The following is a 25937-nucleotide window of genomic DNA, read 5'->3' on the forward strand; positions in this document are numbered from 1 at the left end:
GTACTTATTTCTTCTTATTATTTCTTTTCTCATTAGCAAGCTGTCGGATAGCGGTCTCTATATCGCCACCGAGTTGTTCCGCACGCTGCATGACCTCTACCTTTTCTGTTTCCTCCGTGGTGTAGGTCAGGTATTCCTCCATGCTCACCTCCGTAGCATAGACAGCACTCTGCATACCGCCCAAGCCTATCCATACCTCTTTGTAGAGTCGGTTCGGGTCATTGTTCTGGTTGATGGAGAGTATCTGGCTCTTTTCCTTTTCAGATAAGCCGAGCATCGCCTGTATACCATCGAACTTGGTCATGTATTTTCTTTGGTCGAGCAATATCTTGCAGTCGGAGTTGTTGATGATACTTTCCTTGACAATGGGTGATTGAATGATATCGTCCACCTCCTGAGTCACGACAATGGCTTCCCCGAAATACTTTCTCACCGTCTTATAGAGATACTTGATGTAGTCTGCCATGTTTGCCGAAGCAATGGCTTTCCACGCTTCCTCAATGAGTATCATCTTGCGGATACCCTTTAATCGGCGCATCTTGTTGATGAAGGCTTCCATGATGATGATGGTTACCACTGGAAAGAGGTCTTTATTGTCCTTTACTTGGTCAATCTCAAAGACGATGAAGCGTTTAGAGAGCAGATCGATGTTCTTGTCCGAGTTCAAGAGAAAGTCGTAACGACCGCCACGATAGTATTGCTTCAATGTCGTTAAGAGGTTGTTAATATTGAAGTCTGAGAGCGTTACCTTAATATCTCGCTTTTCCATATCCTTGCGGTACACGTCCCGCAGATACTCATAGAAGGTATTGAAGCAGGGAACGATGGTATGATCCGTCCTGATAAGTTCGATATAGGCATTGACGGCAGAACCGAGTTCGCCTGCTTCGGTCTTGGAGATATGTTCATCAGCACTTTTCCAAAGTGTAAGTAATAATGTGCAGATACTCTCCCTTTTCTCTACATCGAAGAAGTAATCATCCGTATAAAAAGGGTTGAAGGATATCGGATTTTCATTGGTATAGGTAAAATACACACCGTCCTCACCTTTGGTCTTGCGGTGGATAAGTTCACACAAGCCTTGATACGAGTTACCCGTATCAACCAAGAGGACGTGTGCCCCTTGCTCGTAATACTGACGTACCATGTGGTTGGTGAAAAAAGACTTACCACTACCCGAAGGACCCAAGATAAATTTGTTACGGTTGGTAATCACGCCGCGCTTCATTGGCAGGTCGGAGATGTCGAGGTGGATGGGCTTTCCCGAAAGGCGGTCTGCCATTTTGATACCAAAAGGAGAGAGCGAATCTTTGTAGTTCGTCTCTGCCGTAAAGAAACAGAGGGCAGGCTCGATGAAAGTATAAAATGACTCTTCTGCGGGAAAGTCTGCCGCATTGCCGGGAATACCCGCCCAGTAGAGCGTTGCCGCATCAATGGTATTGTGGCGAGGGTGGCATTCCATAAGAGCAAGTGCAGAACCCACGTCATTCTTAATCTGGCGAAGTTCTTCCTTATCGCTGCTCCATGCCAGTACGTTAAAATGGGCACGGATAGATGTCAGCCCCTGTGAGTGAGCAATATTGAGATACTCCTGTATCCATTCCTCGTTGATTTGGTTGCTACGGCTGTAGCGTGCCAGCGAGTGCATATTCCTTGCCTGCTTCTCGAAGCGTTCCAGATTGGCATCGCTGTCCTCAATGAAGATATACTGGTTATAGATGTGGTTACACGGCAACATCAGACCCACGGGAGCGGCAAAGGAAAGACGGCAGTCGCTCCTGTCGGTGGATAACCGTTCATATCGGCTATCCGTACTCACACTTGTGGGCAAATCATCTGTATCGCTTAATGTATGTAAGCAGAGCATATTGTCGCCCACACGCACAAGGTCTGCACCCAGACGGATGTCCTCCAATGAGGCATGTCCCTCTTCTGAAAGAGAGAAATACCTGTCAAGGAGACCACCCTTTTCATTTTTGCCAACTAACTCATCTTCAGTCATGCGGACAATTCTTATTTGCTCGGTATCATTGATGATACGCTCGAACTGGTCTACGGCTTCCATAAACTTCATCACCTCATCCTTGTTGGTGATCTCCTTGGGCAATAGGTGTCCACGACAGAGTGAAGAGAAGTTGCTCTGCTGTGCCATACGCTGCTTGTTCGTCTTGGTAAGGAAGAGATAGACTGAATGGTGGAGATACGGACGCTCGTTGAAGTGCCGTTCTGATGCACGGGCAAGGAAACTTAATCCACCGTCGGAGAGCTTGCCCTGATAGTCCTCTTTGACGAACCAGTCCTGTTTATGCACGATGCAGTAGTCGGGCAGCACTTTGATAGCCTTATGCCAAGCCGAGTGCATTGCTTCGTATTCTGTAGAAGTGACGGTAAAGAGTTCGGGCAGTTCCACACGGAATGCAACCGTAATATCTGCGTCCTTGCTCACCATGCAGCCCTGCTCGACGGAGAGCAGCGGGAACTTCGACTCCAAGGTAGTTATCTTACTGTTGTTTCTCATTGCTTCTTTCTTTTGGGTTGAAGGTTACGGATAAGGTTATAGACCGTCCGGCGGTTCAAAAGGTAGCGTGGGTGCATTCTCACGGCTCCCTTTTTCATGAGTCCGTATTGCCCATACTTTCGGTTCATGGCAAACGTTTGCCACACCACGAGGGTGGCACCCACTACGCCTATGACCAGACAGGCTATTTGGCTCACTCCGCAGAGATAGAGAATGACCACGAGGATGAAGACAGCCAGCAATCCTCCTGCAAAGAGGAATAGGTACTGCGCCTTCAAGCCCTTGAACTCCACCGTCCGACCTACACCTTTGTTGATTTCCCACTCAGCCATTGTTACAAGAAGAAAGAACGTAGGATGGTGGCAGCCACGATGAGGAAGATACACGCACCGAACCAAGAGGCTGCGGTCTTGCTCGTATCGGGGTCGCCACTAGAGAACTTGTTATAGACTTTTATTCCTCCGATCAAGCCCACCACGGCGCCGATGGCATAAATCAATTTGGTACCGGGGTCAAAATAACTGGTTACCATCTTTGTGGCTTCGTTGATGCCCGCCATTCCATTGCCCTGCGCATAAGCTCCTACGGTGGTGGCAGCCATCAGGAGCAGCATTGTGATTTTCTTTTTGTTGTTCATTGCTGTTTTTATTTTAAGTTGTTAAACAAATTATTTTCATTTTGGTGAAAGTGACAAGGGGTAGCTCGGTTTTATCGTATGACAGATATTGGCAGATTGTTTTACTTTTGAGCCACCCCCGCATCACTTTACAATATGAATAAAAACATTAGTCTTACAGATAGTATGACAGTGGACGCTCGCCCATATCGTCAGTTTCCGTCATCAGATTGTCAGAAGAGTTCTTTCTGGAGGCATCGAAAGTGGACAATTCATCTGTCTGCTCTTCTCCTTCCTCTGCGCTTCGGATTTTATCCAGCAGGATGGACTGCTCACCTTGCATTTTGGCGACATACTCCTTGTATTTCTCCATAAAGTCAGTGCCTTTAAGTTGACCGACAATTTCCTTGACTTCGACATCATCTACCTCATCACTGTTCTTACGCCACTTTCTCATGCGACCTAAGTCACGTGCGAGGATAGATTGACTGGATACCTCGCCATCTTCAGATGCGGACTCAATAGGCAGACTCAGATCCTCGCGAGCAACCTCGTTTTCGTCCTCTCTTTCCATCTCATAGCTAACCTCCATCTCGTTATCCTCTTCCTTCATGTCATCTTTATTTTCGGAGTTTTGCGGTACAAAATTATTACTATTCTGCTTTGAATTTTCAGATGAAGAAGCAGAGGGAACTTGTGGGATAATAGGGGAAATGGAACGGCTTTTGCCAATCAGTACAAACTCGGCTTGATCTTCTGTTCCTTCTCCTTTTTGTCCGTCTTTTTCCTTCGTCGCTTCATTCTCCTTAGTCTGCTCATTGCCCTTTTTATTTTTCTTGATAAGGATGCCATACGGAGATACATACCGCATATAGAAGTACAGGATACCCAGCATTATCCAAATGATGATGAGTATCAGTATAAAACTGAAAAGTATTGTTTCCATCATAGTGTTATTGTTGTCTTGCGTCTTTGTTTTGCTGCCGCACTGTTGAGCAATTCCAAATGTTCACGCAGGTGTTCCCGAAGAATGTTGTCTATATATGCGGCTATGGAAACACGCTCCCCCAAGTCCTGCAACACGTTGCGCAGGTTCTGCAGCGTTTCCAGATTAATGGAGAAGGCTGTCCGCATTTGGGAACGGACGGGACGAAAGTACAGGGAACGGTACTCCTCGATGGAAAGGGATAGCCTGATGGGCTTTTCCATTCTCGGATTACTTTCTCTTCTTGTTTCCTTATCCCTTGTCTTCCCAGTTTCCTCCTCAGTTTCTTCTGCAAATTTCTCTTTTAACGTCTTTGCCTCTTTCGGAACTCTTTCCTCCTCTCGTGATGTTTCAGGCAAAGGCGCAGCTTCATCGGTCGGGTCGAAGGAGTTGGGAGTCGTTGCTGGTTCCACAACGACGTTGTCCTCTGCCATTTTCTTCAGCTTGGTTTCCAGCTGTTGCTTTCTTTCCTCAATCGTTGCCATTTTCTGATTTCGTTTTTAGTTTGAGACGTTGTATCAAATCTGATATGAGCTCATCCACTCCTGTGCCTCTTCTCAACCCCTTTGCGGGAGGCTGATAGGTGGAGCGAAACACTCCTCGTAGCCCGTATGTGGAAAGTTCGTGGGAGAAGCGGTGCATGGCATATACATAGCCGGGAAGGAGCGTGATTTGCTGCTCGTTGATGAACTTAGTATATTCATCAATGATGACGTTCCTTACCCTTCTGTCCACCTTGTTCCAAAACAGTATGATGTCCTTTATCTGGGAATCGGACATAGAAACTCCAATGTCCGTGATAGTCTTGGCGTATGCCAGACATGACACCAGGGACTGGATGTCGGCTTCAAGCGGAGAAAGAATATAGTCCATCTGAAGGGACAGCTCCATCAGCTCAGAGGTTCCTGCATGACCGGGGAAGTCGAACACTACCACCTGAAACTCCTCGTCATGGAGTCTCTCGATATGGTTACTGGCTGTTTTGACCGCATCACGGGGGGCGGACTTGTAAATTCGGTATGCTTGTTTACCGAATGTTTGAAAATACGCTTCCATCGACCTTGACAGTTCCTCGCTTTTCTGAATGACACTCTTCTCTCGCTCCCTGAGTTTGTAAAAGGAATCCTGTGACAAGTCGCAGTCCACCACGAAGAGATTGACATCCTTCTCATAGAAAAGGATGCTACTTATGATTTCGGCAAGCGTACTTTTCCCGACTCCTCCCTTTTGCGAGGAGAACCCCAGAAAGAGGGGGTGTTGTTGTTTGTTCTCCATAATGATAATTTCTTAGTTTATATTATTTGTCTATTTGATGTTTGGATGTTCTTTTATTCTTAAGAGTTATCAGCAGACAGTTTGTTTTGACTACATTTGGTTCATACGATAGTCCTAAAGAACGATTTCGAGTTCTTACAATCTGTTGTACTGACAATAGTTTGTCATGACAATAAATTGTTATGAATATGTATTGTTCCTTCTTATCATCTTTGGTGCAAGCAGGCGGTAATATGATATGTCTTTTGCTTGTGACATCATACCATTGTTCGCTCGCTCTGACTGCAAAATAAATGATATTTCTGCTGATTTTATTACAGCGATGAAGTGCAGGGAAATACGAGGAAAAAGAGTGAATATCGCTGATAATGAGATATTTGAAAATCTGCCGTAACTTTGCAGGCGAGAATAATACATGGAGGTAACGTACCGAAGCAGACACCCCAAAAGGGTGGATACTTCAATCGTATCAACTCTTAATATTGGCAAGGTGTGTCTTTGTAACACAAACTTACAGTTGTACCACAAAGACCCTTGCCCCAAAGGGGATTAAATCACTCCAAAGTCGTGATTAAAGAAAAGTAAAGCTATGGATAAGGAAGAGAAATCTCGTTCAGAGAGAAAAAAGCGGAAAAGCCACGCTGGGACAATTGGCACGTGCGGTTGCCCAACCCCAAAGACCAGCAAAAAGTCATTGAACTTTTCCATAAATCCGGTGCAAAATCGAAGTCTGATTTTGTGCGTGGATGTATTCTTGGAGGGAAGTTCAAGGTGATAACAGTGGATAAATCCGCTGTGGACTATTATCGTAAACTCTCGGAATTGATTGCCGAAAATCATCGGATAGGCGTACTCTACAACCAAACAGTACGCGCAATAAACTCTTATCACAGCGTGAAAACTGCACAGATTTTACTTGAAAAATTGGAAAAAATCTCTTGTCAAATCATCACGCTACAACAGAAAGCCATCCAACTGACGGAACAATTTGATAGTCGATAAAGGAATATGATTGCAAAGATTTCTTCTACCGAGAACCTTGGAGGAGCATTGGGATATAACTTCAAAAAGGTGCAGCACGACGAAGCGGCAGTTCTCTGCGTGAACGAACTTCGGAAAGGCTTCGATGGCACTTTTCAAATGGATAAGGTACTTGCCGATATGCAAAAGGCAATACCTGAGCAATGCAGAACAAAGAAAACGGTCTTTCACTGCTCCCTCAATCCGCACCCAGACGAGAAGCTGTCTGATGAAAGGCTCACACAGATTGCGAAGGAGTATATGGAGGAACTCGGCTATGGCAAGCAACCCTACATCGTCTTTAAGCATAATGACATTGCCCGTGAGCATATCCACATCGTTTCGCTTCGAGTGGATAGCCAAGGCAGAAAAATCAATGACAAGTATGAGGGCAGGCGAAGCAAGAAGATTACTAATGCTTTGGAAAAGAAATATAACCTCATTCCAAGTTCAAAGGTCAGTGATAGAACAACAAAAGAAACACCAAAGGTCGATACTACGCAAGGGAATATCAAGGAACAAGTGGCAAATACTGTTCGTTCTGCGATGAAGCATTATACCTTCTGCTCCTTAGGTGAACTAAATGCCGTTCTGCGTAAATACAACCTTGCAGTAGAGGAGGTAAAGACCGAGTATAGGGGCAAGCGATATGATGGGCTGGTCTATGTGCCTACCGATGACAAGGGCAATAAGGTGAGCACGCCCATTCACGCCTCGGACATTGGTAGAGGTGTGGGCTATGCTGCCGTTCAGAACAAGATGCTGAAATCGAAGCAGATAGTTAAGCCATTGATACCAACCATCAGAAGAAAGGTATTAGAAGTAATGCGTACTTCTCCCCACACGGAGGGAATACTCCGACAAAGATTGGAGGAACAAGGCTTGCGAGTGGTAATCCGAAAGAATGATAATGGACGCATCTATGGTATTACGTTCATTGATGACAAAGAAGGCATTGCGCTCAATGGTTCCCGATTGGGTAAAGGATATGCTGCCAATGTATTCAACGCATATCTATCTAATCCAGCACACAATCCATTCTTGGATGAATCGCTTTATGGAAAGATTGATACCACCTTACAGCAACAGATGCAGACAATACAGTCTGATGAGCAGGAAGGCGACAACCTTGTCGATGAACTTATCGACGATATGGTGGGAGAATCCTTCTCTTCATCGGGCAATGATGATTGGAAAGAAGCGGCATGGCAACGCAAACTCCGTAAGCAAAGTAAGGTAAAACTTAAACGCAGGAAACGTTAAGTACACGTTCAAATAACATTCAAAGGATTTTCTAACAACAATAAAATAGCATTATGGCACAAGAAGACGATTTAAGGGCATTGGGTAAGGTCATGGACTTTATGCGGGGGATTTCAGTAATTTTCCTCCTGATTAACTGTTATTGGTTCTGCTACGAGGCGTTTCAGTCGTGGCACTTCACGCTTGGTATCATTGACAAGATACTCATGAATTTTCAACGTACTACGGGATTATTTTCATCTATCCTATGGACGAAACTCTTTTGTGTGGTATTCCTCGCTTTATCGTGTTTAGGCACAAAAGGCGTGAAGGAAGAGAAAATCACGTGGCCAAAGATTTGGACGGTGCTTTTCTCCGGCTTCGTCTTTTTCTTTCTCAACTGGTGGCTGTTGGCATTGCCCATTGGCAAGATAGGGGCGGCTTCGCTCTATATATTTACGCTGTCCATTGGCTATATCTGCTTGCTGATGGGCGGCGTATGGATGAGTCGACTGCTCAAAAACAACCTGATGGACGATGTATTCAACACGGAGAATGAGAGTTTTATGCAGGAAACAAGGCTGATGGAGAATGAATACTCGGTCAATCTCCCTACACGTTTTTACTATAAGAAGAAGTGGAACAAGGGCTGGATCAATGTGGTCAATCCTTTCCGTGCCTCGATGGTGCTCGGTACACCCGGTTCGGGCAAGTCATACGCTATTGTGAACAACTATATCAAGCAGCAGATAGAAAAAGGCTTTGCCATGTATATTTATGACTATAAGTTTCCCGACCTTTCGGAAATAGCCTATAATCACCTGCTCCGTCATTTGAACGCTTACAAAGTAAAGCCACAGTTCTATGTAATCAACTTCGACGACCCACGCAAGTCGCACCGGTGCAACCCCATCAATCCTGCCTTTATGACGGATATATCGGATGCCTACGAGAGTGCCTACACCATCATGCTTAACCTCAACCGCTCGTGGATACAGAAGCAGGGAGATTTCTTCGTCGAGTCACCGATTATCTTGCTGGCTGCCATCATTTGGTTTCTGAAAATCTATGAAAACGGGAAGTATTGCACATTTCCACACGCTATTGAGTTTCTGAACCGCCCCTACGCACAGATTTTCCCCATACTCACCTCCTACGATGAACTTGCCAACTACCTTTCTCCCTTCATGGATGCGTGGGAAGGAGGGGCGCAAGACCAGTTGCAGGGACAGATTGCCAGTGCCAAGATACCGCTTTCAAGAATGATTTCTCCGGCTCTCTATTGGGTGATGACAGGTGATGATTTCTCGCTTGACATCAACAATCCCAACGAGCCGAAAGTACTTGTTGTGGGCAATAATCCCGACCGGCAGAATATCTATTCGGCAGCACTCGGACTTTACAATAGCCGTATCGTAAAGCTCATCAACAAGAAGAAGCAACTTAAAAGCTCGGTAATTATCGACGAGTTGCCAACGATTTACTTCCGTGGATTGGATAATCTCATAGCCACAGCACGAAGCAATAAAGTGGCAGTGTGCTTGGGTTTTCAGGACTTTTCGCAGCTTACCCGTGACTATGGCGACAAGGAGAGCAAGGTAATCCAGAATACGGTGGGTAATGTGTTCTCAGGGCAGGTGGTTGGAGAAACAGCCAAAACTCTTTCCGAGCGTTTCGGCAAGGTACTTCAGCAGCGACAATCTATGACCATCAACCGAAACGACAAATCCACCTCTATCTCCACACAGATGGACAGCCTTATCCCTGCATCGAAAATCAGTAACCTTACACAGGGTATGTTTGTGGGTGCAGTGTCCGACAACTTTGATGAACGTATCGACCAAAAGATTTTTCACGCGGAGATTGTTGTGGATAGTGCCAAGGTGTCGGCTGAAATGAAAGCATACCAGCCCATCCCTATGATAGTGGAATTCAAAAATGAAGATGGCTCAGACAATCTCAAAGAAACCATCGAAGCCAATTATCGTAAGATAAAGCAAGAAATACTCTCGCTGGTTGATTCAGAGATTCAAAGGATAAAGAACACCCCTGCCTTGTCCCATCTCATTCCAGACAAATAATACAAACACGGATTGGGTATTGTAGTTGCAGTGTGATGATTACGGAACATGGCTATACCCACAGATAAATCCTTATGATAGCTGTTAGCATTGATAAACTACGGCTGTAACAAATCGTTTTCCGGTTTAGCCGTTTTAGGTGAGTGAGAAGTGTAAGATTGTACAGCTCGATATGGTTGGTGGAATGAAAAACGGGTATGGAGTATTTCCTAACTGATAAGATAGCCATAGTTTTTCAATTTATCGGTATAAATAAATTCAGCTTTGAAGAGGAAAGGGCTTTTAAGTATTACCGACAAAGTACGATTGGTACTCTGCCTACATTGAAGGCAACTACATGATTTATTTCTCTATCGTACAGCGATAGACGGTTATTTGATTTTACTTGTTATCTGTAAAATCCTTTTAAGCAAAGTGGTAATTGAACTTTCCAATACTCGTGCCGTACTACGAATACTCCACTTTTCTTTGGTCAGTTGAATGATTTCAGAATCAGTGTCAGGAAGATAGGCTTTGTCGGCGTAACCGGTAATAAAACGTTTTTGGCAATGTTTGCATTAGTAGCACCGTTTGCCATTGCGTTTCTTCTCACTTTTGATCATTTCCATTGAACAGCAATGTGGACATATTAACATAGACATTGCCCTCTTTCATCGCTTTATTACAATGGAAGTTACTGGACATTTATAATTCGCCTTACAATCTTTTGAAGTATGCTTTCATTGCTTATTAATATAGATGCTGTACCAGTCATTCCACTGATAATTTTATACCTGCAATCCGTTATCCTTATCTGTGCCGTGAACACGCTGCCTGCTGCCGTTTGTCGGGGTGTATGCGATGTGGATGTTATGATACCATTGGCAGCTCCGTATGTTTCTGCATCGTAACCCTCAACTTCGATGTTTACCGTCATTCCTCTCGTTATCGTATTCACGTATTTATAGGGAATGTCTATTGTGCCTTGACGGGCATTTGTCATCTGTACCTTTGCACTGACGGTTTCGGGATAAGGTATAAAGTATGCGCCCACCAGCAGTCCCAATATTACAATGGTGATAATAGTGATGCCATAGCGTACAATACCTGAAGGAATCTCGCCAATGATGTGTTTTACCTTCTCGCTGCGGAGTTCTATCTTGTTGTCTGCCATAATCTTCCTTTCTGCTGTCAGTTACCCAATTCCAATTGATTCTTTACAAGGTTGTAATAAGCACCACGCTTCGCTGTAAGTGCTTCGTGGTTGCCTGTCTCTACTACCTTACCTTTATCTAACACCACTATCTGGTCGGCATTTTTTACTGTGCTTAGTCTATGCGCCACGATAACGACTGTCTTGCCTTTGTAGAACCCGTCCAAATGTTCCACAATCATGCGCTCATTGTTGGCATCGAGCGAGTTGGTGGCTTCGTCAAGGAAGATGTAATCGGGATTCTTATACACGGCTCTTGCTATCAGAATACGCTGTTTCTGTCCCTGACTCAACCCCACGCCATCGCGACCAATCTTTGTGTTGTATTTTAAGGGCAGCCCCATCACATAATCGTGAATACAGGCTATTTCTGCAGCTTTCTGCAACCGCTCCTTGTCTATCTCGCCATCATCTACGGCAATGTTCCTTGCTATGCTCTCGGAGAATATCACACCGTCCTGCATCACTACGCCACATTGTCTGCGCCACCACTTCTTATTGAGCTCATTTACATCAGTTCCTCCAATGGTGATTTTTCCGCCCAATACAGGGTAATAGCCCAGCATAAGCTTGATGAGTGTTGTCTTACCGCTGCCCGATGCGCCTACGATAGCTGTTACCTTGCCTTTGGGGATTGTGAGGCTTACATCATCAATGATAGTTTTCAGGGCGTGAGGGTCGTACTTGAAGTTTACGCTTTCAAGGTCAATTCCCTTATGTTCTTCTTTTACTGCCATTTCCAATCCTTGCTTTCCGTTCTCATCATCTATGCGGTGTATCTCATTGATACGCTCAAGGCTTATCTTCACGTCCTGCACTGAATAGAAGAAACTCATCAACTGCTCAACGGGGGAGTTGAGTTGTCCGATGATATACTGCACGGCAAGCATCATACCTAAAGTAAGCTGTCCGTGAATGACGGCTGTTGCAGCCACCACCGTGATGACAATGTTCTTGAGTTCGTTAATGAAGATGCTGCCTGCCTCCTGTGTCTGTTGGAGCTTCAGCGACTTCATCTGCACCCCGAAAAGGTCTGCCTGAACATCCTCCCATTCCCAGCGACGGCGTTGTTCACAATCTTGGAGCTTTATCTCCTGCATGGAGGTGATGAACTCGTAGGTCTTGTTGTTATTGATGGTTTGTTGCTCGAAGAGTTCATAGTCCAACATCTTTCTACGTCTGAGAAATAGCGCAAGCCAACCGCCATAGAGCAGACTGCCGAGCATGAAAATGGTAAAGATGAGCCAGTTATAAGACAGCAGTACAACGCTGAATACCACAAATGTAAAAAGCGAGAACACGATGCTGAGCGTTTGCTGTGTCAGAAACGAGTTTACACGGCTGTGGTCGCTCATACGCTGCATAAGGTCGCCCATCAGTTTGGTGTCGAAGAACGACATGGGCAGTTTTAAGAGTTTGATAAAGAAGTCGCTCACCAACGAAATGTTAATCCGCATTGATATGTGCAATAATAACCATCTGCGAATAAAATCCGTAGCCGTGCGCCCTATAACAATCAAAAACTCTCCTAATAATATAAGCCAAATGAAACCAATATTATTATTTTTAATTCCAATATCTACGATTGACTGTGTTAGAAATGGTAGGATTAGTTGCAAAACACATCCTAAAACTAAGCCAATGATTATTTGAGTAAAAAAATTACGGTATTGTTTAAAATATCCATATAGAAATCTAAAAGATCGAGGATGGAATCTCTTCTGTTGCTTTGAGGTTTTGAAATTATCATTCGGTTCAAGGAATAAAGCAATTCCTTTCTCTTCGTTATTAGAAGTTGTGGCTATCCAATGTGTTTTCACTTGATCAATAGTGCATTTCTGGATACCTTTACTTGGGTCAGCAATATAAAACTTATTCCTTTTAACCTTGTATAATACAACAAAATGATTCTGATTCCAATGAAGTATGCATGGAAGATTTTCATTACACAAAGACTCAATAGTTACTTTGCCAGGAATAGAATGAAAGCCTAGAGTGGTTGCGGCTTCACATAGTCCTTGCAAAGAAACACCTTCCGAAGATGCAAAACATATTTTGGAGAGTTCTTCGATTGAAATAAATCGACCAAAATAATTAGAAATCATAGCTAATGATGCTATACCGCATTGCATAGCATCACGTTGCATGATAATTTTCATCTTCTTCATTGTATGGAGTTATAATCTATCTATCTCGTCCTGTCGAGATGTTTTTCCTTTATATTTACCCTTTGCTGCATTAAGAGTATATCGTATGCTTAATGTGATTGAACGGGATGCCCCTTGGATGTCAGAAGAATAATCGACAGTATTGGTGAACGTGTCAATTTTCTGTCTCCATGTATTGAATACATCATTAGCCGAGAGTGTGAAAACCCAGTTTCTCCAAGTTTTGTTCAAGGTCACCGATGCCTGCCACGAACCACGGCTATAAATCACATCTTGATTGCCGGTCCCGAGACCGAACAGATTAAAATAAGCATAGAAGCTGCTGGGAATATCGAACCGGTTGTTAAGCGACAGAGTATAGAGTGGTTTGTTGTATTTTCTTACGGGTGAGCCATACTTCAAATCCTGAACGTAGAACACGCCCTGTATGGTGGGATGCCAAAAGCCGAAATCAAGTTGTTGGACAGCCACAAGTTGGAATGAGTTATAATCTGGCAGATTGACTGGTTGTACAACATTAATACGATCGGTGTTGTCATAGCGATATATTGAGGTCACATTCCGTTTGTTCATTGTGAATGAGCTTTGAAGGATAAATTTCTTATAATAAAGATTCAATCCTATTTTGTGGCGGAGAGTTGAACGAAGTTCAGGATTGCCCGTTTCCCAAAGGGTAGGAGTAACATAAACGTATGTGTTGTCAAGAGATTGGTATCCCGGACGAGACACGGATGCTCTGTAAAACAAGCTCATACGAATAGATGAGTTAAAGGATATGCCCAAATTAGGCAACAAGTCTGTATATGATTTTGATAAATCTTCACGAAGAACGTTGTTTTGTCTGAAATCTGTATTGGTTGATTCAAGTCTAAGTCCACCATACATATTCCATGTGTTGTTGGGTGTCCAGTTAAAACCGACAAATCCTGCATAGAGATTTTGTTTTACATTGTCTGTTTCTGGAGCAATAAAATCCTGATTCCCGGTGGAGGACCCCAAATAATCCTGATTGTTGCGTGTATATGAGATTTCCGAGCCAGCCTCTATCTCTACCTTGCTGATTTTTCTTGACAGTACAATTTTTCCTGACCATAAAGAGGCTTTGCTTACATTCGAATTGTAGATCATATTGGTAGAATTGTTCTCATCTACACCCGAGTTGGAAGTACGATAGGATTTTACATAATCGGCGTCTATGCGTAACCCGATATTGGCAGGCAAGGAAAAACTGCCGAAGGTGTTGACATGATGCATAGAGCTTTGACTATGCAGGTCACTTATTGATGCTATTACATCTTCGGTCCCTTGATTTTCCATAACGGATTTGGCATTGCCGCTATAGTGACTCTTGGGAGTGCGCTGAAACGTGTATTTTGCACCAATGGAGTTGTTCCCGAAATCGTAGTTTAGGCCAGCGTCTGCCATGAGGGACTGGCTTCTGCTTTTGGCTTTGGAATAAGTATCAGTACGATATTTTGATTCAGGGTTACTCTCTGAATAAAAACCTTCAATATAATGTCTATCCTGTTTGAAGCCAGAAAAGCCGTATGATAAATCTCCCAAGACGGTAAGTCCGCTTTCTGTATGGTAATTCAGTGACACATCGACAGATTCTGACCATTCTTCACTTGCCGAAACATTACCTGCTGCGACAGCATGGAATCCCTCATTAAGTTTTTTTGTGCGTATGAGAATGACAGATGACACATTGGCGCCATATTTTGATGAAGGGTTGGTGATAATTTCTACATTGGATATATCGTTGGCGGAAAGTGAAGACAACTCACTTATTGAACGCACAAGCCTGTTGTTGATATAGATAACGGGTGTTCCATGTCCAAGGACAGATATCCCACCGCCAGATGCGTCAATCATCGGAAGGTACTTGATCGCCTCCATAGCATTGCCAAGTTTTGCAACAGGATTTCCTGCCATTGAGATTTGCAAGCCCCTCGGCGTTCCCTTGACATATCTCTTACTTCCCCGAACCACGACTTCTGCAAGTTTATTGGTGCTTTCAATATAAATCGTGGTATCACACGGAAGGATTACATCTGTGGTTTTGCATCCTACGGAGGATATGGAAAGAAACATCCCTTCTTTTAATGGGGTGTCGAAACCGAACAGACCGTTCAAATCCGTAAGGGTTGAGCCAACCATAACGGAGTCGGTCTGCATGAGTCTCACTGTTGCGAAACTTACTGGGATGGAATCTTCTAAGGTTAAAACTCGTGATCTGATATTATAGTTCTGATTCTGAGCGAACATAACGATATTCGAGAATAAAACTATAAAAAAAATAAAGAATCTTTTCATTTTCAAATACTATTTATACATGAAGGGTCTGGAAAGGTAATATTATTACCATATCGTAAGAATACATTAACAAGACATCTTTTGTTTTTTCCATAACAATCAGTTTTGCCAATACAAGAAAAACAAGGACTCTTCTCATCAATATGTTTTTCTAATTCTGACAGATAGATCGCTCGTGGGGATCTCCAAATTTTTGCCAATGAATCTTGCTTCAAATCTCCTATGATAAAATTTTTGTTCCAATATAATCGTTCGCACAAAGTAACTTTTCCATCTGGAAGAATAAAGCATGAACTAACATTGGCTGAACAACGATAATTAGCATCTTGATTTTTACAAAGCAATTCTGTGCTTTTGGAATCAACACCCTTGGCATTTAGTACAATCTCAAAAAATGGATTATAAGATAATTGAATCTTTCGAATGTATTGGCGTACTAAACTTTCTTGCCTAGATGTACATAACTCAATATTGCCCTTTTTGAATGGCAATAATGCATAACAAATATCCCATCGAGAAATTATACTATACTGATTTAAAAAAGAGAACAGTTGGAATATGGAATCAAAAGATGCGTTATTAGAGCAAAGAACTGTACTTATTCTTACTTTAAATGGTAACTCACGAAATGAAGATAATATATCAAATGTCTGTTGCAATTGTTTTAAATAATCATTGGGAGCATATAATAATGATTTATGTATTGTTTCATCAACTGTGTCTAATGAAATTTGCAAATCCCCTCTGTATTGAAGATTTATTAACTTATTGACATCAGACTCTTTCAACGGTTTTTTTGTTGATAAAAAATCAACAGGATAACCAGAATTTAATAAGAATGAAATATATTCTTCCCAATTTGGTTTGACGAAAACATCTCCTCCAATTAGTTCTATTTTCCTTACTCCAATGGTCTTACATTCTGTAATGAGATTACAAAAATCGTCAAAATTTAAATCGCTGCTTGTCGTGTATGTATCAGCATAACAATAATTACACTTGACAGCACATTTATTATTTAGCATAATAACGATCTTGTCGGGACTTGTATATAATCTTTTCGTTTTCAAGTCCACATCGTTCATATTCAGAGATATATGGATAATATCATCAAATTTCCTTTTATTTACTTCTGTAGATGATATTAATGTATTAGGAGGGAACGAAATGTTCATATCCCCAAATTTAACATAGGTAATCTCTTGATTATCTAATAGAGAATGTACAAAAGAAGTAATTATCTGTTTAGAAATTCCCATGTTTTCATAAAACCAAGATTCTGTTTCTGCTACATTATTTGTGTAACTTATTGTAGCCAATACAATAGCGTGGATAGGATGTATATATGACATCCAACCATCTCCATCAGTAGAGTCAAAGATAACGACTCTCTTTTCATCACTACGAAGAGCATATTTGGGATTAAAAACAATATACATTGCGACCGTGAATATTTAAAAGTAGGATTGGAGACCATAAATTCTCCAATCCTACCTAATAGTGGGGATTATCCAGCTGTTTGATGTTTTACGATAATCCCTGAGTTTGCAACATTACAATGAACCACGATTGTAGTGTCCTGCTCAACAGGCTCATTCTCTCCTATGCCACCTTTTACAGCGAAAAGGTCTTCAATGGCTTCAACTTTTAGTAATTTCATAGCGATGAAGTGCTTTAAGTTAAACATATACGAACTATGAATCCCATAGTAAGGTCTTTTGACGCGATAAAATTCCGGAATCATCTATTGTCTTTGACGGCATAAAGATAGCAATTTTTTGCATCGTTCGCAATAAAAAATAAAAAAAATGCTCATAATGCTATTTTTTAACTTTTCGCAACACTTTTACGGTGACAATCATTCAGATTCCATCTGATAAAAACTCATTTAAAACAGAAAGACTTTCTTGTTATTTCCCAATAATTCCCGCTTTTCTTTCATCTTCTTCATTCTCTTATTATAACTATAATTTAGCAGATGATTTTAGTATTCATCATTACAATTTATAAAAAATGGAATCAAACAGCAATGACAACTATGTGCTGGTCTTGGAAGACCGCACAGAGGTAAAGAACGAGAAAGAAACGGGGAAACTCTCCGTAGTATCTGGTATCGACGACAAGGGCAACCTCAAGACCACCGAAGCCACCGCCGTCAACCAAGCAGCATTTCTGAAGTTCAACAGCAAGGAGGGACTCTTGGAGAACTTCATGAAGAATTTCCTTCGTCAGTTCAACGAGCCGACCCGTTTCGGACTGTACAAGGTGGTGGCAAGCAATGTGGAGCAGGGCGTGGGCAACCTGCGCACCCTGCTCCAAAGCCGTGAGAAGCCCGAAAGCAAGCAGCAGCTGGCAGAGATTGGCGTACCCTTTGAGGACTATCTGCCACAGCAGAAGAACACCACCGCCATCGACCCGGAGAAAGTGGACTGGAAGCAACTCGACCGCCTCGGACTTTCCCGTGAGCAGTTGGAGCAGAGCGGAGAACTCACAAATATGCTCAACTGGCAGAAAAGCAATCTCGTTACGATTGCCATCCCGATGGGCGATACCACCATCTACACCGATGCACGTCTTGCCTTCCGCACGGACGGCGAGGGCAACATCGGGCTGGCTATCCATCCTTTGAGGAAAGAGCCACAACTCGATTTTCCCTATATGGGGTATAAGTTCTCGCCCGAAGATAAGGAGCAACTACTCACTACAGGCAACCTCGGCAAGACCATTGAGGTAACACCCAAGAACGGAGAGCCTTTTGCCGCCTACGTTTCCATCGACCCACAGACCAATGAACTTGTCGCCCTGCGTGCCGACCGCGTGAACATTCCCAAGGAAATCAAGGGTGTTACGCTTTCCGATGCACAATACAAAGACCTCGTGGAGGGCAAAGCCGTGAAGATGGAGGGCATGACAGCCAAGAGCGGCAAGACCTTCAATGCCACCCTGCAGGTCAATGCCGAACGGAAGGGGATTGAGTTTATCTTCGACAACAACCGTGGTTTCAAGGAACGCCAGCAGCAGACACAACAGCAGGGCGCACCCCGCAAACTCTGCGGCTTGGAACTCTCAGCGAAGCAGCGTGAAGCCTTGGACAATGGGCGCACGCTCTATCTGAAGAACATGGTCGATAAGGAGGGCAACTCATTTAATGCCTATGTCCGTATGGACAAGGAGCAGAACCGTCCTCGTTTCTATAAATGGAATCCCGATAAGAGCCAAAAAAACGTCAAGGTCGAAGCCGTGGCGGAGGAACACAAGACACAGGTTGCCGTGAATAATCACGGTAAGACCAACGAAGCCACCAAGAACGTGAAGGAGCCGTTGAAGACCGGGCAGACACAACCTACTGCCGCCCAAAAGCAGAAGCAGGACGAAAACAAGCAGAAGAAGTCCCGTGGACGTAAGATGTAACCCTTAATCCTTTACCGACTATGACAACTTGTATTATCGCCGAGAAACCCTCGGTAGCCAGAGACATTGCCCGTATCGTTGGGGCAAATAATAGACAAGACGGATATATAGAAGGTAGTGGCTATGTGGTTACTTGGGCGATGGGACATCTTATTACCCTTGCCATGCCCGAATGGAAAAGCCACACTAATTTGACCCACGCTGGCAAGTATTTTAGACCCAGTAAGGTTAAAATAACCAGCCCCACCTTGCCAAAATAAGAATGACCCTTTGAAACGCTAGTTTTTTAGGGTCATTTTGTAGTTTTGTGTTACTGTCCTGGTCGGCATTAAAAACATAAAACTATTATTTATATGACAAAATTAAAGAATTTATTGCGCTGTTACGCATCTGGTATGGGAATAAGAAGTATTTCTAGTACTTTCCATATATCTCGTAACACCCTCCGCAAGTATGTCCGTAAATTCCAAGAAAGTGGCTTGTCTATGGAGCAAATTCTGTCGCTTTCAGATGATAAGCTAGCGGACTTGTTTTCAGATGGGCATTCTCGTAACCGTCCGCCTTCTGCTCGTAAGTTGGAGTTAGAGGCACTTGTTCCTGATTATGTGAAACGGCTTAGCAAGAAGGGTGTTTCTATCTTATCTCTTCACACGGAGTATCTCAAAACTCATCCTAATGGTTACCAGTATTCTACTTTCAAACACGCAATCCATGCCTACAGATGTCAAACACGAGCCGTAGGACATGTAGAGCACCTTGCTGGCGATCAGATGTATATTGATTATGCGGGTGATAAACTAGAGATAGTCGAAGAACAGACGGGTGAGGTGCGGAAGGTAGAGGTTTTTGTGGCTACCCTTCCATGCAGTCATTACACCTATTGCGAGGCAGTGTGGTCGCAGAAGAAGGAAGACCTTATCGTTGCTTGCGAGAATGCTCTTCATTTCTTTGGTGGTGTACCCAAGGCTGTTGTGCCTGACAACTTAAAATCAGCCGTTATCCGCAGTGATCGTAATGAGCCTGTTATCAATGACGACTTCGCTGCTATGGCTGAATTTTATGACATGGCTGTTTATCCAGCTAGGGTGCGCCGTCCCAAGGACAAGGCACTGGTTGAGAATGCTGTAAAGCTAATGTATCGGTCGGTATATGTAGATATTGAAGGGCAAATTTTCCATAATCTAGAATCACTTAATATTGCTATACGCACATCTTTAGAAGCATTTAATAGCCGTAGATTGAGTGGACGTAAGGAATCCCGCCAAGAACTATTTGAGGAAATGGAAAAAGATTTTCTTCGTCCTCTTCCTACCGCTCGCTATCAGATGAAGTCTAGAAAGTCTGCTACTGTCATGGCTAATAGCTTCGTTATGCTAAGAAAGCATAGTTATAGTGTTCCAACAGAGTATATCGGCAAACGTATGGAGCTTATTTACGATAATGACAATGTTCAAATCTACTATGGGTTAAAGTTAGTTACCATCCATCAGCGAGATGATACTCCCTATACCTACTCACAGAAAGATGCACATAATCTTCCTGGTCATCATGGTAGCTTTGAAAAGGATTTGGAGGAAATATATCAACGGGCAGGGCAAATAGACAACATCCTTCTGCTTTATCTCAAGGAAGTCGCTACGCAGATGAAATATCCACCAAAAGCCTTCCGCTCTTGCCGTGGTATCATGTCGCTGGAGAAGAAGTATGGCATGGCTCGTCTAGTAGCAGCTTGTAACTGTGCTTCGGAAGGACGACGCTATGGCTATAATGAGATAAAGGATATACTACAGAAGGGTGATGATGCTTCCTATATATCTATGGATGAAGATAATATGGAGCTATCTCCTGAATATAAATCAAAAACGCATAAGAACATACGAGGCAAGGATTATTTCTCAAAGCAATTATCCAATAATAACAATAATAGCAAACAATTAAAGTAAACAACTATGGAACTAAATAATAATAAGACAGCACCTATTGTGCAAGAAATGGATAAGAATCAGTTATCTCTTGATTTAATGCATAGAATGAGGCTTACGGGTATGGCAACTGCCTTTGAAGAAAGTCTAACAACTACAATTGCAGATACGATGACACCAGATGCCTTTTTATCATGGCTCTTATCTCGAGAATGGGACTATCGTTCCGCAGCTGCTATTGAAAGACTCATAAAATCAGCAGGGTTTAGATATAAAGCCTATCCTGAGCAAATAGATTATAATATCAATCGCAACCTTAGCCAAAACAAAATGGAGAGAATACTCTCACTTGATTTTATCAAGCAAGGACGCAATATATTTATTACTGGTTCATCAGGAACTGGTAAAAGTTTTATCGCTACAGCTATAGGCTATCATGCTTGTAAAAATGGTATTAGAACGATGTATGCTAATATGTCAAAATTACTAGGGATACTTAAAGTCGCCAAGAATAAAGGAACGTTAGAAACAGAGCTAAAGAAGATAGAGCGATGTCGCTTGTTAATCCTCGACGATGCCTTCCTTGTACCTGTAGATGCAAAAGAGCGTCCTATATTACTTGATATTATAGAAGATAGGCATGAAAGGAAGTCGATTATCATATCTTCTCAACTTCCTGTGGACAACTGGTACGATGCAATAGGCGACCCTACCGTGGCAGATGCTGTACTAGATAGAATCGTGCATAGCTCATATCAAATAGAACTAACTGGAGAGAGTCTTAGAAAGATAAAAGCAAAGAATATTGGTAGGTAATAGCGAAATAAAATGACCCACCCGACCAGGGCATTTAGTGGGTCAATAATAAATCGTTTTACTGGGTCTAAAATACTTTGCCAGCGTGGGTCAAATTAGTGTGGCTTTTCCAGAGCATTGTTTTTTCTTTTATTAAATCCATAAGGGATTTGAGCCTATTAACAGGACCTATACTTGATAAAATTCTTACGATATCTACATTTTTGTCAATTAATCTAAACAATCCTCTTATTCCTGTTTGGGTTAAATTTAAAAGCATCTTTTCATTATATTCTTGGGCATCTTTAGAAACTCCATAACAATTTCCTAAATAAGATAATAAAACTGCTTTTAAATAGGTGTTTAAGGATGCAATTGGAATTTCATATCCTAAGGCATCAAGTTCTTTGGCAAAATTTGGTTCATTATAAAAATTGTTCCATTCATAATGAGCATCTATGAGAAACTGAGCGTGTTTCTTAAAAATAACTTCTTTATAAGATTCTGGTATATAAGAAACACCATTAACTAGTTTTAAAAAGCTTAGTGCTTCATTAGCTCCATCTTTCCCTTTAACTTCTCGCAGAGATGCAAACTTAACAGCTATACTACTTTTTACATCTTCAGAAACAATATTCCATAATGATGGAGCAATCAATTTTACATTGTATTTTAGATTTGCATTACAATCAGGTTTGATATAATTTGAAAACAAATTATGTAAAATAGGACCATGAATTTTTGACGACTGATTTTCTATAATAGCACATATCTCCTCACCTTTCTCAAGTTTTTCTGATGACAAATTTTCTATGAGGTCTTTAATTTGCAATCCTGGAGCTGGTAGATCGTATGTAAGAACATACTTTATGCAATTCTTGATAAAATTAAATGTCTCTATCTTATCTAATGCACCCATAGGAAAATGAGCTGTTGAGAAATTATTCCGTATTTCTCGACACTGTTCAAGATAGAAATGGGCCTCATGTGGAATGATGCCGAGAGAAAAAGTACCAGAGATAATTTGATAATCTTTTACTTCTCTTAAGTCTTCAATTGTTTTTAATTTTTTACCCTCCCAATTAATCGCACTGGAGAAATATTCAATACCATAGGAAATAATTTTACGGTACAAATCATAAATTGCCAAATTCCAAATATAATTTATTGCGGCATCATTTAAGCCGAAAGGGACGCCACAGATCGTTTCTGTGCAAAGTCGGATTTTGCCAAACGAGAGAATATATGTACCTTTGTATATGAGTTGGCACCTAACCCGTTTCGGGTGTGTACACTCTCAGGTCTTAATCCAATGACCGGTATACAGTCCCAGTAATATTCAATCAACTGTGTACTTTTTTCAGGAATCGCATAGACAATGCAAATGTCATTTACATCATTATTAAGTATAAGGAGGAATTTAAAATGAACAATTACAACAAACATTTATCCCACAGTCACCATAATCATGGCGACATGGATCATTCAAAACATGAGCACGTAAGCACGGAAGAACATGGAGACTATAAGGATCAACATCAAGAACATCATGCTGGGCATGATCACAGCGGGCACAGTGGGCATGACCACAGCGGGCACGGTGGGCATGAGCATCATCATCACGGTAACTTTAAGGAACTTTTCTTAAAGTCATTGCCAATAGGAATCATTATTATGCTCTTATCCCCTATGGCTGGGTTTGAACTACCATTCCAGTTTGCTTTTCCATATTCTGATATTGTAGTAGCTATTTTATCTACTATATTAATTATTTATGGTGGACGTCCATTCTATCAAGGGGCAGTTGACGAATTTAAACAAAAAGAACCTGGAATGATGGCTCTCGTTTCTTTAGGTTTAAGTGTTTCATATTTATATAGTATTTATACTGTAATAGCAAGCTACGTAACAGGTGTACAAATTATGGATTTTTTCTTTGAATTTGCTTCATTACTATTAATCATGTTATTAGGTCACTGGATTGAGATGAAAGCTATTGGAGAAGCAGGAGATGCACAAGAAGAACTGGCTAAGCTAGTACCAAAAGATGCTCATGTAGTATTAGATGACGATTCAATAGAAACACGACCAGTTGCTGACTTAAAGGTAGGTGATTTAATTCGAGTTCAAGCTGGAGAAAATGTGCCAGCAGATGGAACTATCGAGCGTGGCGAATCACGTTTAAATGAAGCTCTTCTAACTGGAGAATCAAAAGCAGTTAAAAAAGGTCCTGGCGATGAAGTAATCGGAGGCTCAACAAATGGAGAAGGGGTTCTTTATATTAAAGTGAATGAGACAGGTGATCAATCCTTTATATCTCAAGTTCAGAATTTAATCAGCCAAGCTCAAAGTCAGCCTTCCAGAGTAGAAAATATTGCTCAAAAGGTTGCAGGATGGCTCTTCTATATTGCTGTTATTGTCGCGCTAATTGCTTTTGTAACATGGATGGTTATAGAAGATGTGCCAACGGCAGTTATATTTACAACTACTACATTAGTTATTGCTTGTCCTCACGCTTTGGGTCTAGCTATTCCATTGGTCACCGCTCGTAGCACAAGCTTAGGGGCAAGTCGTGGCTTACTAGTAAAAGACCGCCAAGCCTTAGAAATAGCTCAAGATGCAGATGTGATGATTTTAGATAAAACGGGTACTTTAACAACTGGTGAGTTTAAAGTATTAGACGTTGAACTTTTTAATAACAAATATAATAAAGAGGAAATCATTGCCTTACTGGCAGGTATTGAAGGAGGATCTAGCCACCCGATTGCTCAATCAATTATAAGCTTCGCTAAGCAGCAAGGTATAAGTCCAGTATCTTTTGATTCAATTGATGTGATTTCCGGTGCTGGCGTAGAAGGCAAAGCCAAGGGCCATAGTTACCAATTAATCAGCCAAAAAGCCTACGGACGTAATCTGGATATGGATATTCCAAAAGGAGCAACTCTCAGTGTCTTAGTAGAAAACGATGATGCTATTGGTGCTGTAGCTTTAGGGGATGAATTAAAACCAACGAGCAAAGAGTTAATTAAAGTTCTTAAAAAGAACAATATTCAACCAATTATGGCAACAGGTGATAATGAAAAAGCAGCTCAAGGAGCGGCAGAAGATTTAGAGATTGAATATAGATCAAATCAATCTCCACAAGACAAATATGAGTTAGTAAAAACACTTAAAGAAGAAGGAAAGAAAGTTATCATGGTAGGTGACGGTGTCAATGATGCTCCTTCTCTTGCCTTGGCAGATGTTGGTATAGCTGTAGGCGCTGGAACCCAAGTGGCGTTGGATTCAGCTGATGTCATCTTGACTCAATCTGATCCAGGAGATATTGAATCATTTATTGAATTAGCACACAAGACAACTCGTAAAATGAAACAAAATCTCTTTTGGGGAGCTGGTTATAACATTATAGCTATCCCTCTAGCTGCAGGAATTTTGGCTCCTATTGGTATCACATTAAGCCCTGCATTAGGAGCAATTCTAATGTCTGTGTCAACAGTCATCGTCGCCATTAATGCTATTTTATTAAGTTTAGATCCAAAAAATAACGGTTAACAGATCGAATGATTGAAACTCCTTAAAGTATCAAGATACAATAGTTTTACAGGAGAAAAAGAGATGTAAGTACTGGCTCTTTGTAAAATCGTGTTGGTAGAAGTAGACGATTTTTCTACCAACACGATTTTTAATTTATTATAAAACTGATTTCTTTTAAAATCCTATAAGCCATTGATTTTATAAGTTTTATAGCTTGTTATTCTATTTTCTTGACATCAATACTACAGTCTCAACCCCTATGGTTATGGGGAACATATCCACGCTCGTAGATGGAAACATATCAAAGATTGGCTCTCGTTTGTAGGAACATATCGACTGTAATCATTTCATTTTCAAGCCTTTATCGATAGCTTCCTGAATAATCTTATGACAACAAACTCCCAACGGATTGTTTTCTTTACAATTAGAATTTTTCATTGCCCCAGTGATGGCATTTACTTCTTTTACGGATTTCGCGCCATGCTTTACAACTGCTTCAATTACCTGATTTTCTGTGACTTCGCTACAATAACAAGCATACTTAGGATCTGCATCTTTCTTAAACCAGATAGGAACTCTAACTTGGTCTTTCAAGAATTTTATTTCATTATCTAAGTTATAGTAAACAACGTCGCAGTCCTCGTTCATGCAAATCTTATATTGATCTCCGTTAACAGCATTACGATAATCATCTACCACTAGATGTTCAACAGTTACTTTACTAACGGAAATCCCTTCATTATTACATACAGGACAATTGTCTTTAATTTGATCCGGCTTTTCTGTTTTGCATCCACAACAACATTCATTATTAATCTTCATATTCTTAGCCTCCATATTTTCATTATAATTTCTTTTTTAA

General features: G+C 41.7%; 21 protein-coding genes and 1 pseudogene. 8 read left to right on the forward strand and 14 right to left on the reverse strand.

The genetic code is table 11. The features are described from left to right. Positions 1-4 precede the first annotated feature (4 nt). From PREBIDRAFT_RS04385 to PREBIDRAFT_RS04410, 6 genes are all read right to left on the reverse strand, one after another. Positions 5-2518, reverse strand: a complete 2514-nt coding sequence (locus PREBIDRAFT_RS04385; RefSeq protein WP_004339326.1) for a TraG family conjugative transposon ATPase — start codon at positions 2516-2518, stop codon at positions 5-7. Further along, positions 2515-2850, reverse strand: coding sequence for a DUF4133 domain-containing protein (locus tag PREBIDRAFT_RS04390; protein ID WP_004336017.1), 336 nt, complete (start codon positions 2848-2850; stop codon positions 2515-2517). The genes PREBIDRAFT_RS04385 and PREBIDRAFT_RS04390 overlap by 4 nt, the downstream gene beginning before the upstream one ends. Positions 2851-2852: 2 nt before the next feature. Continuing rightward, the gene (locus PREBIDRAFT_RS04395) at positions 2853-3155 is read right to left on the reverse strand and encodes a DUF4134 domain-containing protein (RefSeq protein WP_004336018.1); all 303 of its coding nucleotides are present in this window, start codon (positions 3153-3155) and stop codon (positions 2853-2855) included. A 154-nt stretch (positions 3156-3309) separates the two neighbouring features. Beyond that, complete coding sequence (locus tag PREBIDRAFT_RS04400) at positions 3310-4083, reverse strand: hypothetical protein (protein WP_004339328.1); 774 nt, start codon at positions 4081-4083, stop codon at positions 3310-3312. Then, on the reverse strand, positions 4080-4604 hold the full coding sequence (locus PREBIDRAFT_RS04405; RefSeq protein WP_004339329.1) for a DUF3408 domain-containing protein: 525 nt from the start codon (positions 4602-4604) through the stop codon (positions 4080-4082). The genes PREBIDRAFT_RS04400 and PREBIDRAFT_RS04405 overlap by 4 nt, the downstream gene beginning before the upstream one ends. Next, positions 4591-5394, reverse strand: a complete 804-nt coding sequence (locus PREBIDRAFT_RS04410; protein WP_004336021.1) for a nucleotide-binding protein — start codon at positions 5392-5394, stop codon at positions 4591-4593. The genes PREBIDRAFT_RS04405 and PREBIDRAFT_RS04410 overlap by 14 nt, the downstream gene beginning before the upstream one ends. Before the next feature lie 606 nt (positions 5395-6000). On the opposite strand from PREBIDRAFT_RS04410, the gene PREBIDRAFT_RS04415 reads away from it, so the two are divergent. The 3 genes from PREBIDRAFT_RS04415 to mobC are packed head-to-tail and all read left to right on the forward strand — an operon-like array spanning position 6001 to position 9737. Beyond that, a complete protein-coding gene (locus tag PREBIDRAFT_RS04415; protein ID WP_004339331.1) occupies positions 6001-6396 on the forward strand; it encodes a plasmid mobilization protein in 396 nt (131 codons plus the stop codon). Between the two features lie 6 nt (positions 6397-6402). Further along, positions 6403-7677, forward strand: coding sequence for a conjugal transfer protein MobB (gene mobB / locus PREBIDRAFT_RS04420; RefSeq protein WP_004336023.1), 1275 nt, complete (start codon positions 6403-6405; stop codon positions 7675-7677). Between the two features lie 53 nt (positions 7678-7730). Then, the gene (gene mobC / locus PREBIDRAFT_RS04425; protein ID WP_004336024.1) at positions 7731-9737 is read left to right on the forward strand and encodes a conjugal transfer protein MobC; all 2007 of its coding nucleotides are present in this window, start codon (positions 7731-7733) and stop codon (positions 9735-9737) included. Between the two features lie 52 nt (positions 9738-9789). Here the strand turns inward: mobC and PREBIDRAFT_RS11875 are convergent, their stop codons facing one another. The 6 genes from PREBIDRAFT_RS11875 to PREBIDRAFT_RS11425 all read right to left on the reverse strand — a co-directional run bounded on the left by PREBIDRAFT_RS11875 (position 9790) and on the right by PREBIDRAFT_RS11425 (position 17073). Then, positions 9790-9966: an IS1 family transposase gene (locus PREBIDRAFT_RS11875; protein ID WP_080547849.1), complete on the reverse strand. Its 177-nt coding sequence runs from the start codon at positions 9964-9966 to the stop codon at positions 9790-9792. Between the two features lie 444 nt (positions 9967-10410). Then, positions 10411-10890, reverse strand: a complete 480-nt coding sequence (locus tag PREBIDRAFT_RS04430; RefSeq protein WP_004336026.1) for a hypothetical protein — start codon at positions 10888-10890, stop codon at positions 10411-10413. Positions 10891-10907: 17 nt separating this feature from the next. Then, positions 10908-13097 carry a peptidase domain-containing ABC transporter gene (locus PREBIDRAFT_RS04435; protein WP_004336027.1) on the reverse strand — a complete coding sequence of 730 codons (2190 nt, stop codon included), beginning with the start codon at positions 13095-13097 and terminating at the stop codon, positions 10908-10910. 9 nt (positions 13098-13106) lie between these two features. After that, on the reverse strand, positions 13107-14879 hold the full coding sequence (locus PREBIDRAFT_RS04440; protein ID WP_244864324.1) for an outer membrane beta-barrel family protein: 1773 nt from the start codon (positions 14877-14879) through the stop codon (positions 13107-13109). A gap of 536 nt (positions 14880-15415) precedes the next feature. Next, entirely contained in the window at positions 15416-16852 is a 1437-nt protein-coding gene (locus tag PREBIDRAFT_RS04445; protein WP_004336029.1) for a radical SAM/SPASM domain-containing protein, read from the reverse strand. A 68-nt stretch (positions 16853-16920) separates the two neighbouring features. Then, positions 16921-17073 (reverse strand): hypothetical protein, encoded by a 153-nt coding sequence (locus PREBIDRAFT_RS11425; protein WP_004339333.1) that lies wholly within the window; start codon positions 17071-17073, stop codon positions 16921-16923. A gap of 353 nt (positions 17074-17426) precedes the next feature. Between PREBIDRAFT_RS11425 and PREBIDRAFT_RS04455 the strand changes: the two genes are divergently transcribed. The 4 genes and pseudogenes from PREBIDRAFT_RS04455 (at position 17427) to istB (ending at position 21562) form a co-directional block, all read left to right on the forward strand. Then, positions 17427-18824 (forward strand): DUF4099 domain-containing protein, encoded by a 1398-nt coding sequence (locus PREBIDRAFT_RS04455; protein WP_004336030.1) that lies wholly within the window; start codon positions 17427-17429, stop codon positions 18822-18824. 20 nt (positions 18825-18844) lie between these two features. Further along, a pseudogene (locus tag PREBIDRAFT_RS11880) lies at positions 18845-18997 on the forward strand (toprim domain-containing protein); the annotation flags it as partial. Positions 18998-19177: 180 nt separating this feature from the next. Continuing rightward, positions 19178-20767: an IS21 family transposase gene (gene istA, locus PREBIDRAFT_RS04465; protein WP_004337046.1), complete on the forward strand. Its 1590-nt coding sequence runs from the start codon at positions 19178-19180 to the stop codon at positions 20765-20767. 6 nt (positions 20768-20773) lie between these two features. Continuing rightward, positions 20774-21562, forward strand: a complete 789-nt coding sequence (gene istB, locus PREBIDRAFT_RS04470) for an IS21-like element helper ATPase IstB (RefSeq protein ID WP_004337048.1) — start codon at positions 20774-20776, stop codon at positions 21560-21562. A 67-nt stretch (positions 21563-21629) separates the two neighbouring features. Here the strand turns inward: istB and PREBIDRAFT_RS04475 are convergent, their stop codons facing one another. Further along, positions 21630-22691: a hypothetical protein gene (locus PREBIDRAFT_RS04475; protein WP_036875457.1), complete on the reverse strand. Its 1062-nt coding sequence runs from the start codon at positions 22689-22691 to the stop codon at positions 21630-21632. A 275-nt stretch (positions 22692-22966) separates the two neighbouring features. On the opposite strand from PREBIDRAFT_RS04475, the gene PREBIDRAFT_RS04480 reads away from it, so the two are divergent. Next, positions 22967-25093, forward strand: coding sequence for a heavy metal translocating P-type ATPase (locus tag PREBIDRAFT_RS04480; protein WP_004336256.1), 2127 nt, complete (start codon positions 22967-22969; stop codon positions 25091-25093). Between the two features lie 324 nt (positions 25094-25417). Here PREBIDRAFT_RS04480 and PREBIDRAFT_RS04485 read toward each other — a convergent pair whose 3' ends face one another. Beyond that, complete coding sequence (locus PREBIDRAFT_RS04485; protein ID WP_000700631.1) at positions 25418-25897, reverse strand: Csac_0668 family 2Fe-2S cluster-binding (seleno)protein; 480 nt, start codon at positions 25895-25897, stop codon at positions 25418-25420. Positions 25898-25937: the final 40 nt, after the last annotated feature.

The organism is Prevotella bivia DSM 20514, from assembly GCF_000262545.1.
Lineage (GTDB): Bacteria > Bacteroidota > Bacteroidia > Bacteroidales > Bacteroidaceae > Prevotella > Prevotella bivia.

What these genes read in the sequence shown, in the direction of transcription:
- PREBIDRAFT_RS11875 (WP_080547849.1), bottom strand. Translation starts at nt 9,966, where the DNA reads ATGGCTATCTTATCAGTTAGGAAATACTCCATACCCGTTTTTCATTCC.
- mobC (WP_004336024.1), top strand. Translation starts at nt 7,731, where the DNA reads ATGGCACAAGAAGACGATTTAAGGGCATTGGGTAAGGTCATGGACTTT.
- PREBIDRAFT_RS04485 (WP_000700631.1), bottom strand. Translation starts at nt 25,897, where the DNA reads ATGAAGATTAATAATGAATGTTGTTGTGGATGCAAAACAGAAAAGCCG.
- PREBIDRAFT_RS04390 (WP_004336017.1), bottom strand. Translation starts at nt 2,850, where the DNA reads ATGGCTGAGTGGGAAATCAACAAAGGTGTAGGTCGGACGGTGGAGTTC.
- PREBIDRAFT_RS04410 (WP_004336021.1), bottom strand. Translation starts at nt 5,394, where the DNA reads ATGGAGAACAAACAACAACACCCCCTCTTTCTGGGGTTCTCCTCGCAA.
- PREBIDRAFT_RS11425 (WP_004339333.1), bottom strand. Translation starts at nt 17,073, where the DNA reads ATGAAATTACTAAAAGTTGAAGCCATTGAAGACCTTTTCGCTGTAAAA.
- mobB (WP_004336023.1), top strand. Translation starts at nt 6,403, where the DNA reads ATGATTGCAAAGATTTCTTCTACCGAGAACCTTGGAGGAGCATTGGGA.
- PREBIDRAFT_RS04430 (WP_004336026.1), bottom strand. Translation starts at nt 10,890, where the DNA reads ATGGCAGACAACAAGATAGAACTCCGCAGCGAGAAGGTAAAACACATC.
- istB (WP_004337048.1), top strand. Translation starts at nt 20,774, where the DNA reads ATGGAACTAAATAATAATAAGACAGCACCTATTGTGCAAGAAATGGAT.
- istA (WP_004337046.1), top strand. Translation starts at nt 19,178, where the DNA reads ATGACAAAATTAAAGAATTTATTGCGCTGTTACGCATCTGGTATGGGA.
- PREBIDRAFT_RS04480 (WP_004336256.1), top strand. Translation starts at nt 22,967, where the DNA reads ATGAACAATTACAACAAACATTTATCCCACAGTCACCATAATCATGGC.
- PREBIDRAFT_RS04455 (WP_004336030.1), top strand. Translation starts at nt 17,427, where the DNA reads ATGGAATCAAACAGCAATGACAACTATGTGCTGGTCTTGGAAGACCGC.
- PREBIDRAFT_RS04405 (WP_004339329.1), bottom strand. Translation starts at nt 4,604, where the DNA reads ATGGCAACGATTGAGGAAAGAAAGCAACAGCTGGAAACCAAGCTGAAG.
- PREBIDRAFT_RS04385 (WP_004339326.1), bottom strand. Translation starts at nt 2,518, where the DNA reads ATGAGAAACAACAGTAAGATAACTACCTTGGAGTCGAAGTTCCCGCTG.
- PREBIDRAFT_RS04445 (WP_004336029.1), bottom strand. Translation starts at nt 16,852, where the DNA reads ATGTATATTGTTTTTAATCCCAAATATGCTCTTCGTAGTGATGAAAAG.
- PREBIDRAFT_RS04395 (WP_004336018.1), bottom strand. Translation starts at nt 3,155, where the DNA reads ATGAACAACAAAAAGAAAATCACAATGCTGCTCCTGATGGCTGCCACC.
- PREBIDRAFT_RS04400 (WP_004339328.1), bottom strand. Translation starts at nt 4,083, where the DNA reads ATGATGGAAACAATACTTTTCAGTTTTATACTGATACTCATCATCATT.
- PREBIDRAFT_RS04435 (WP_004336027.1), bottom strand. Translation starts at nt 13,097, where the DNA reads ATGAAGAAGATGAAAATTATCATGCAACGTGATGCTATGCAATGCGGT.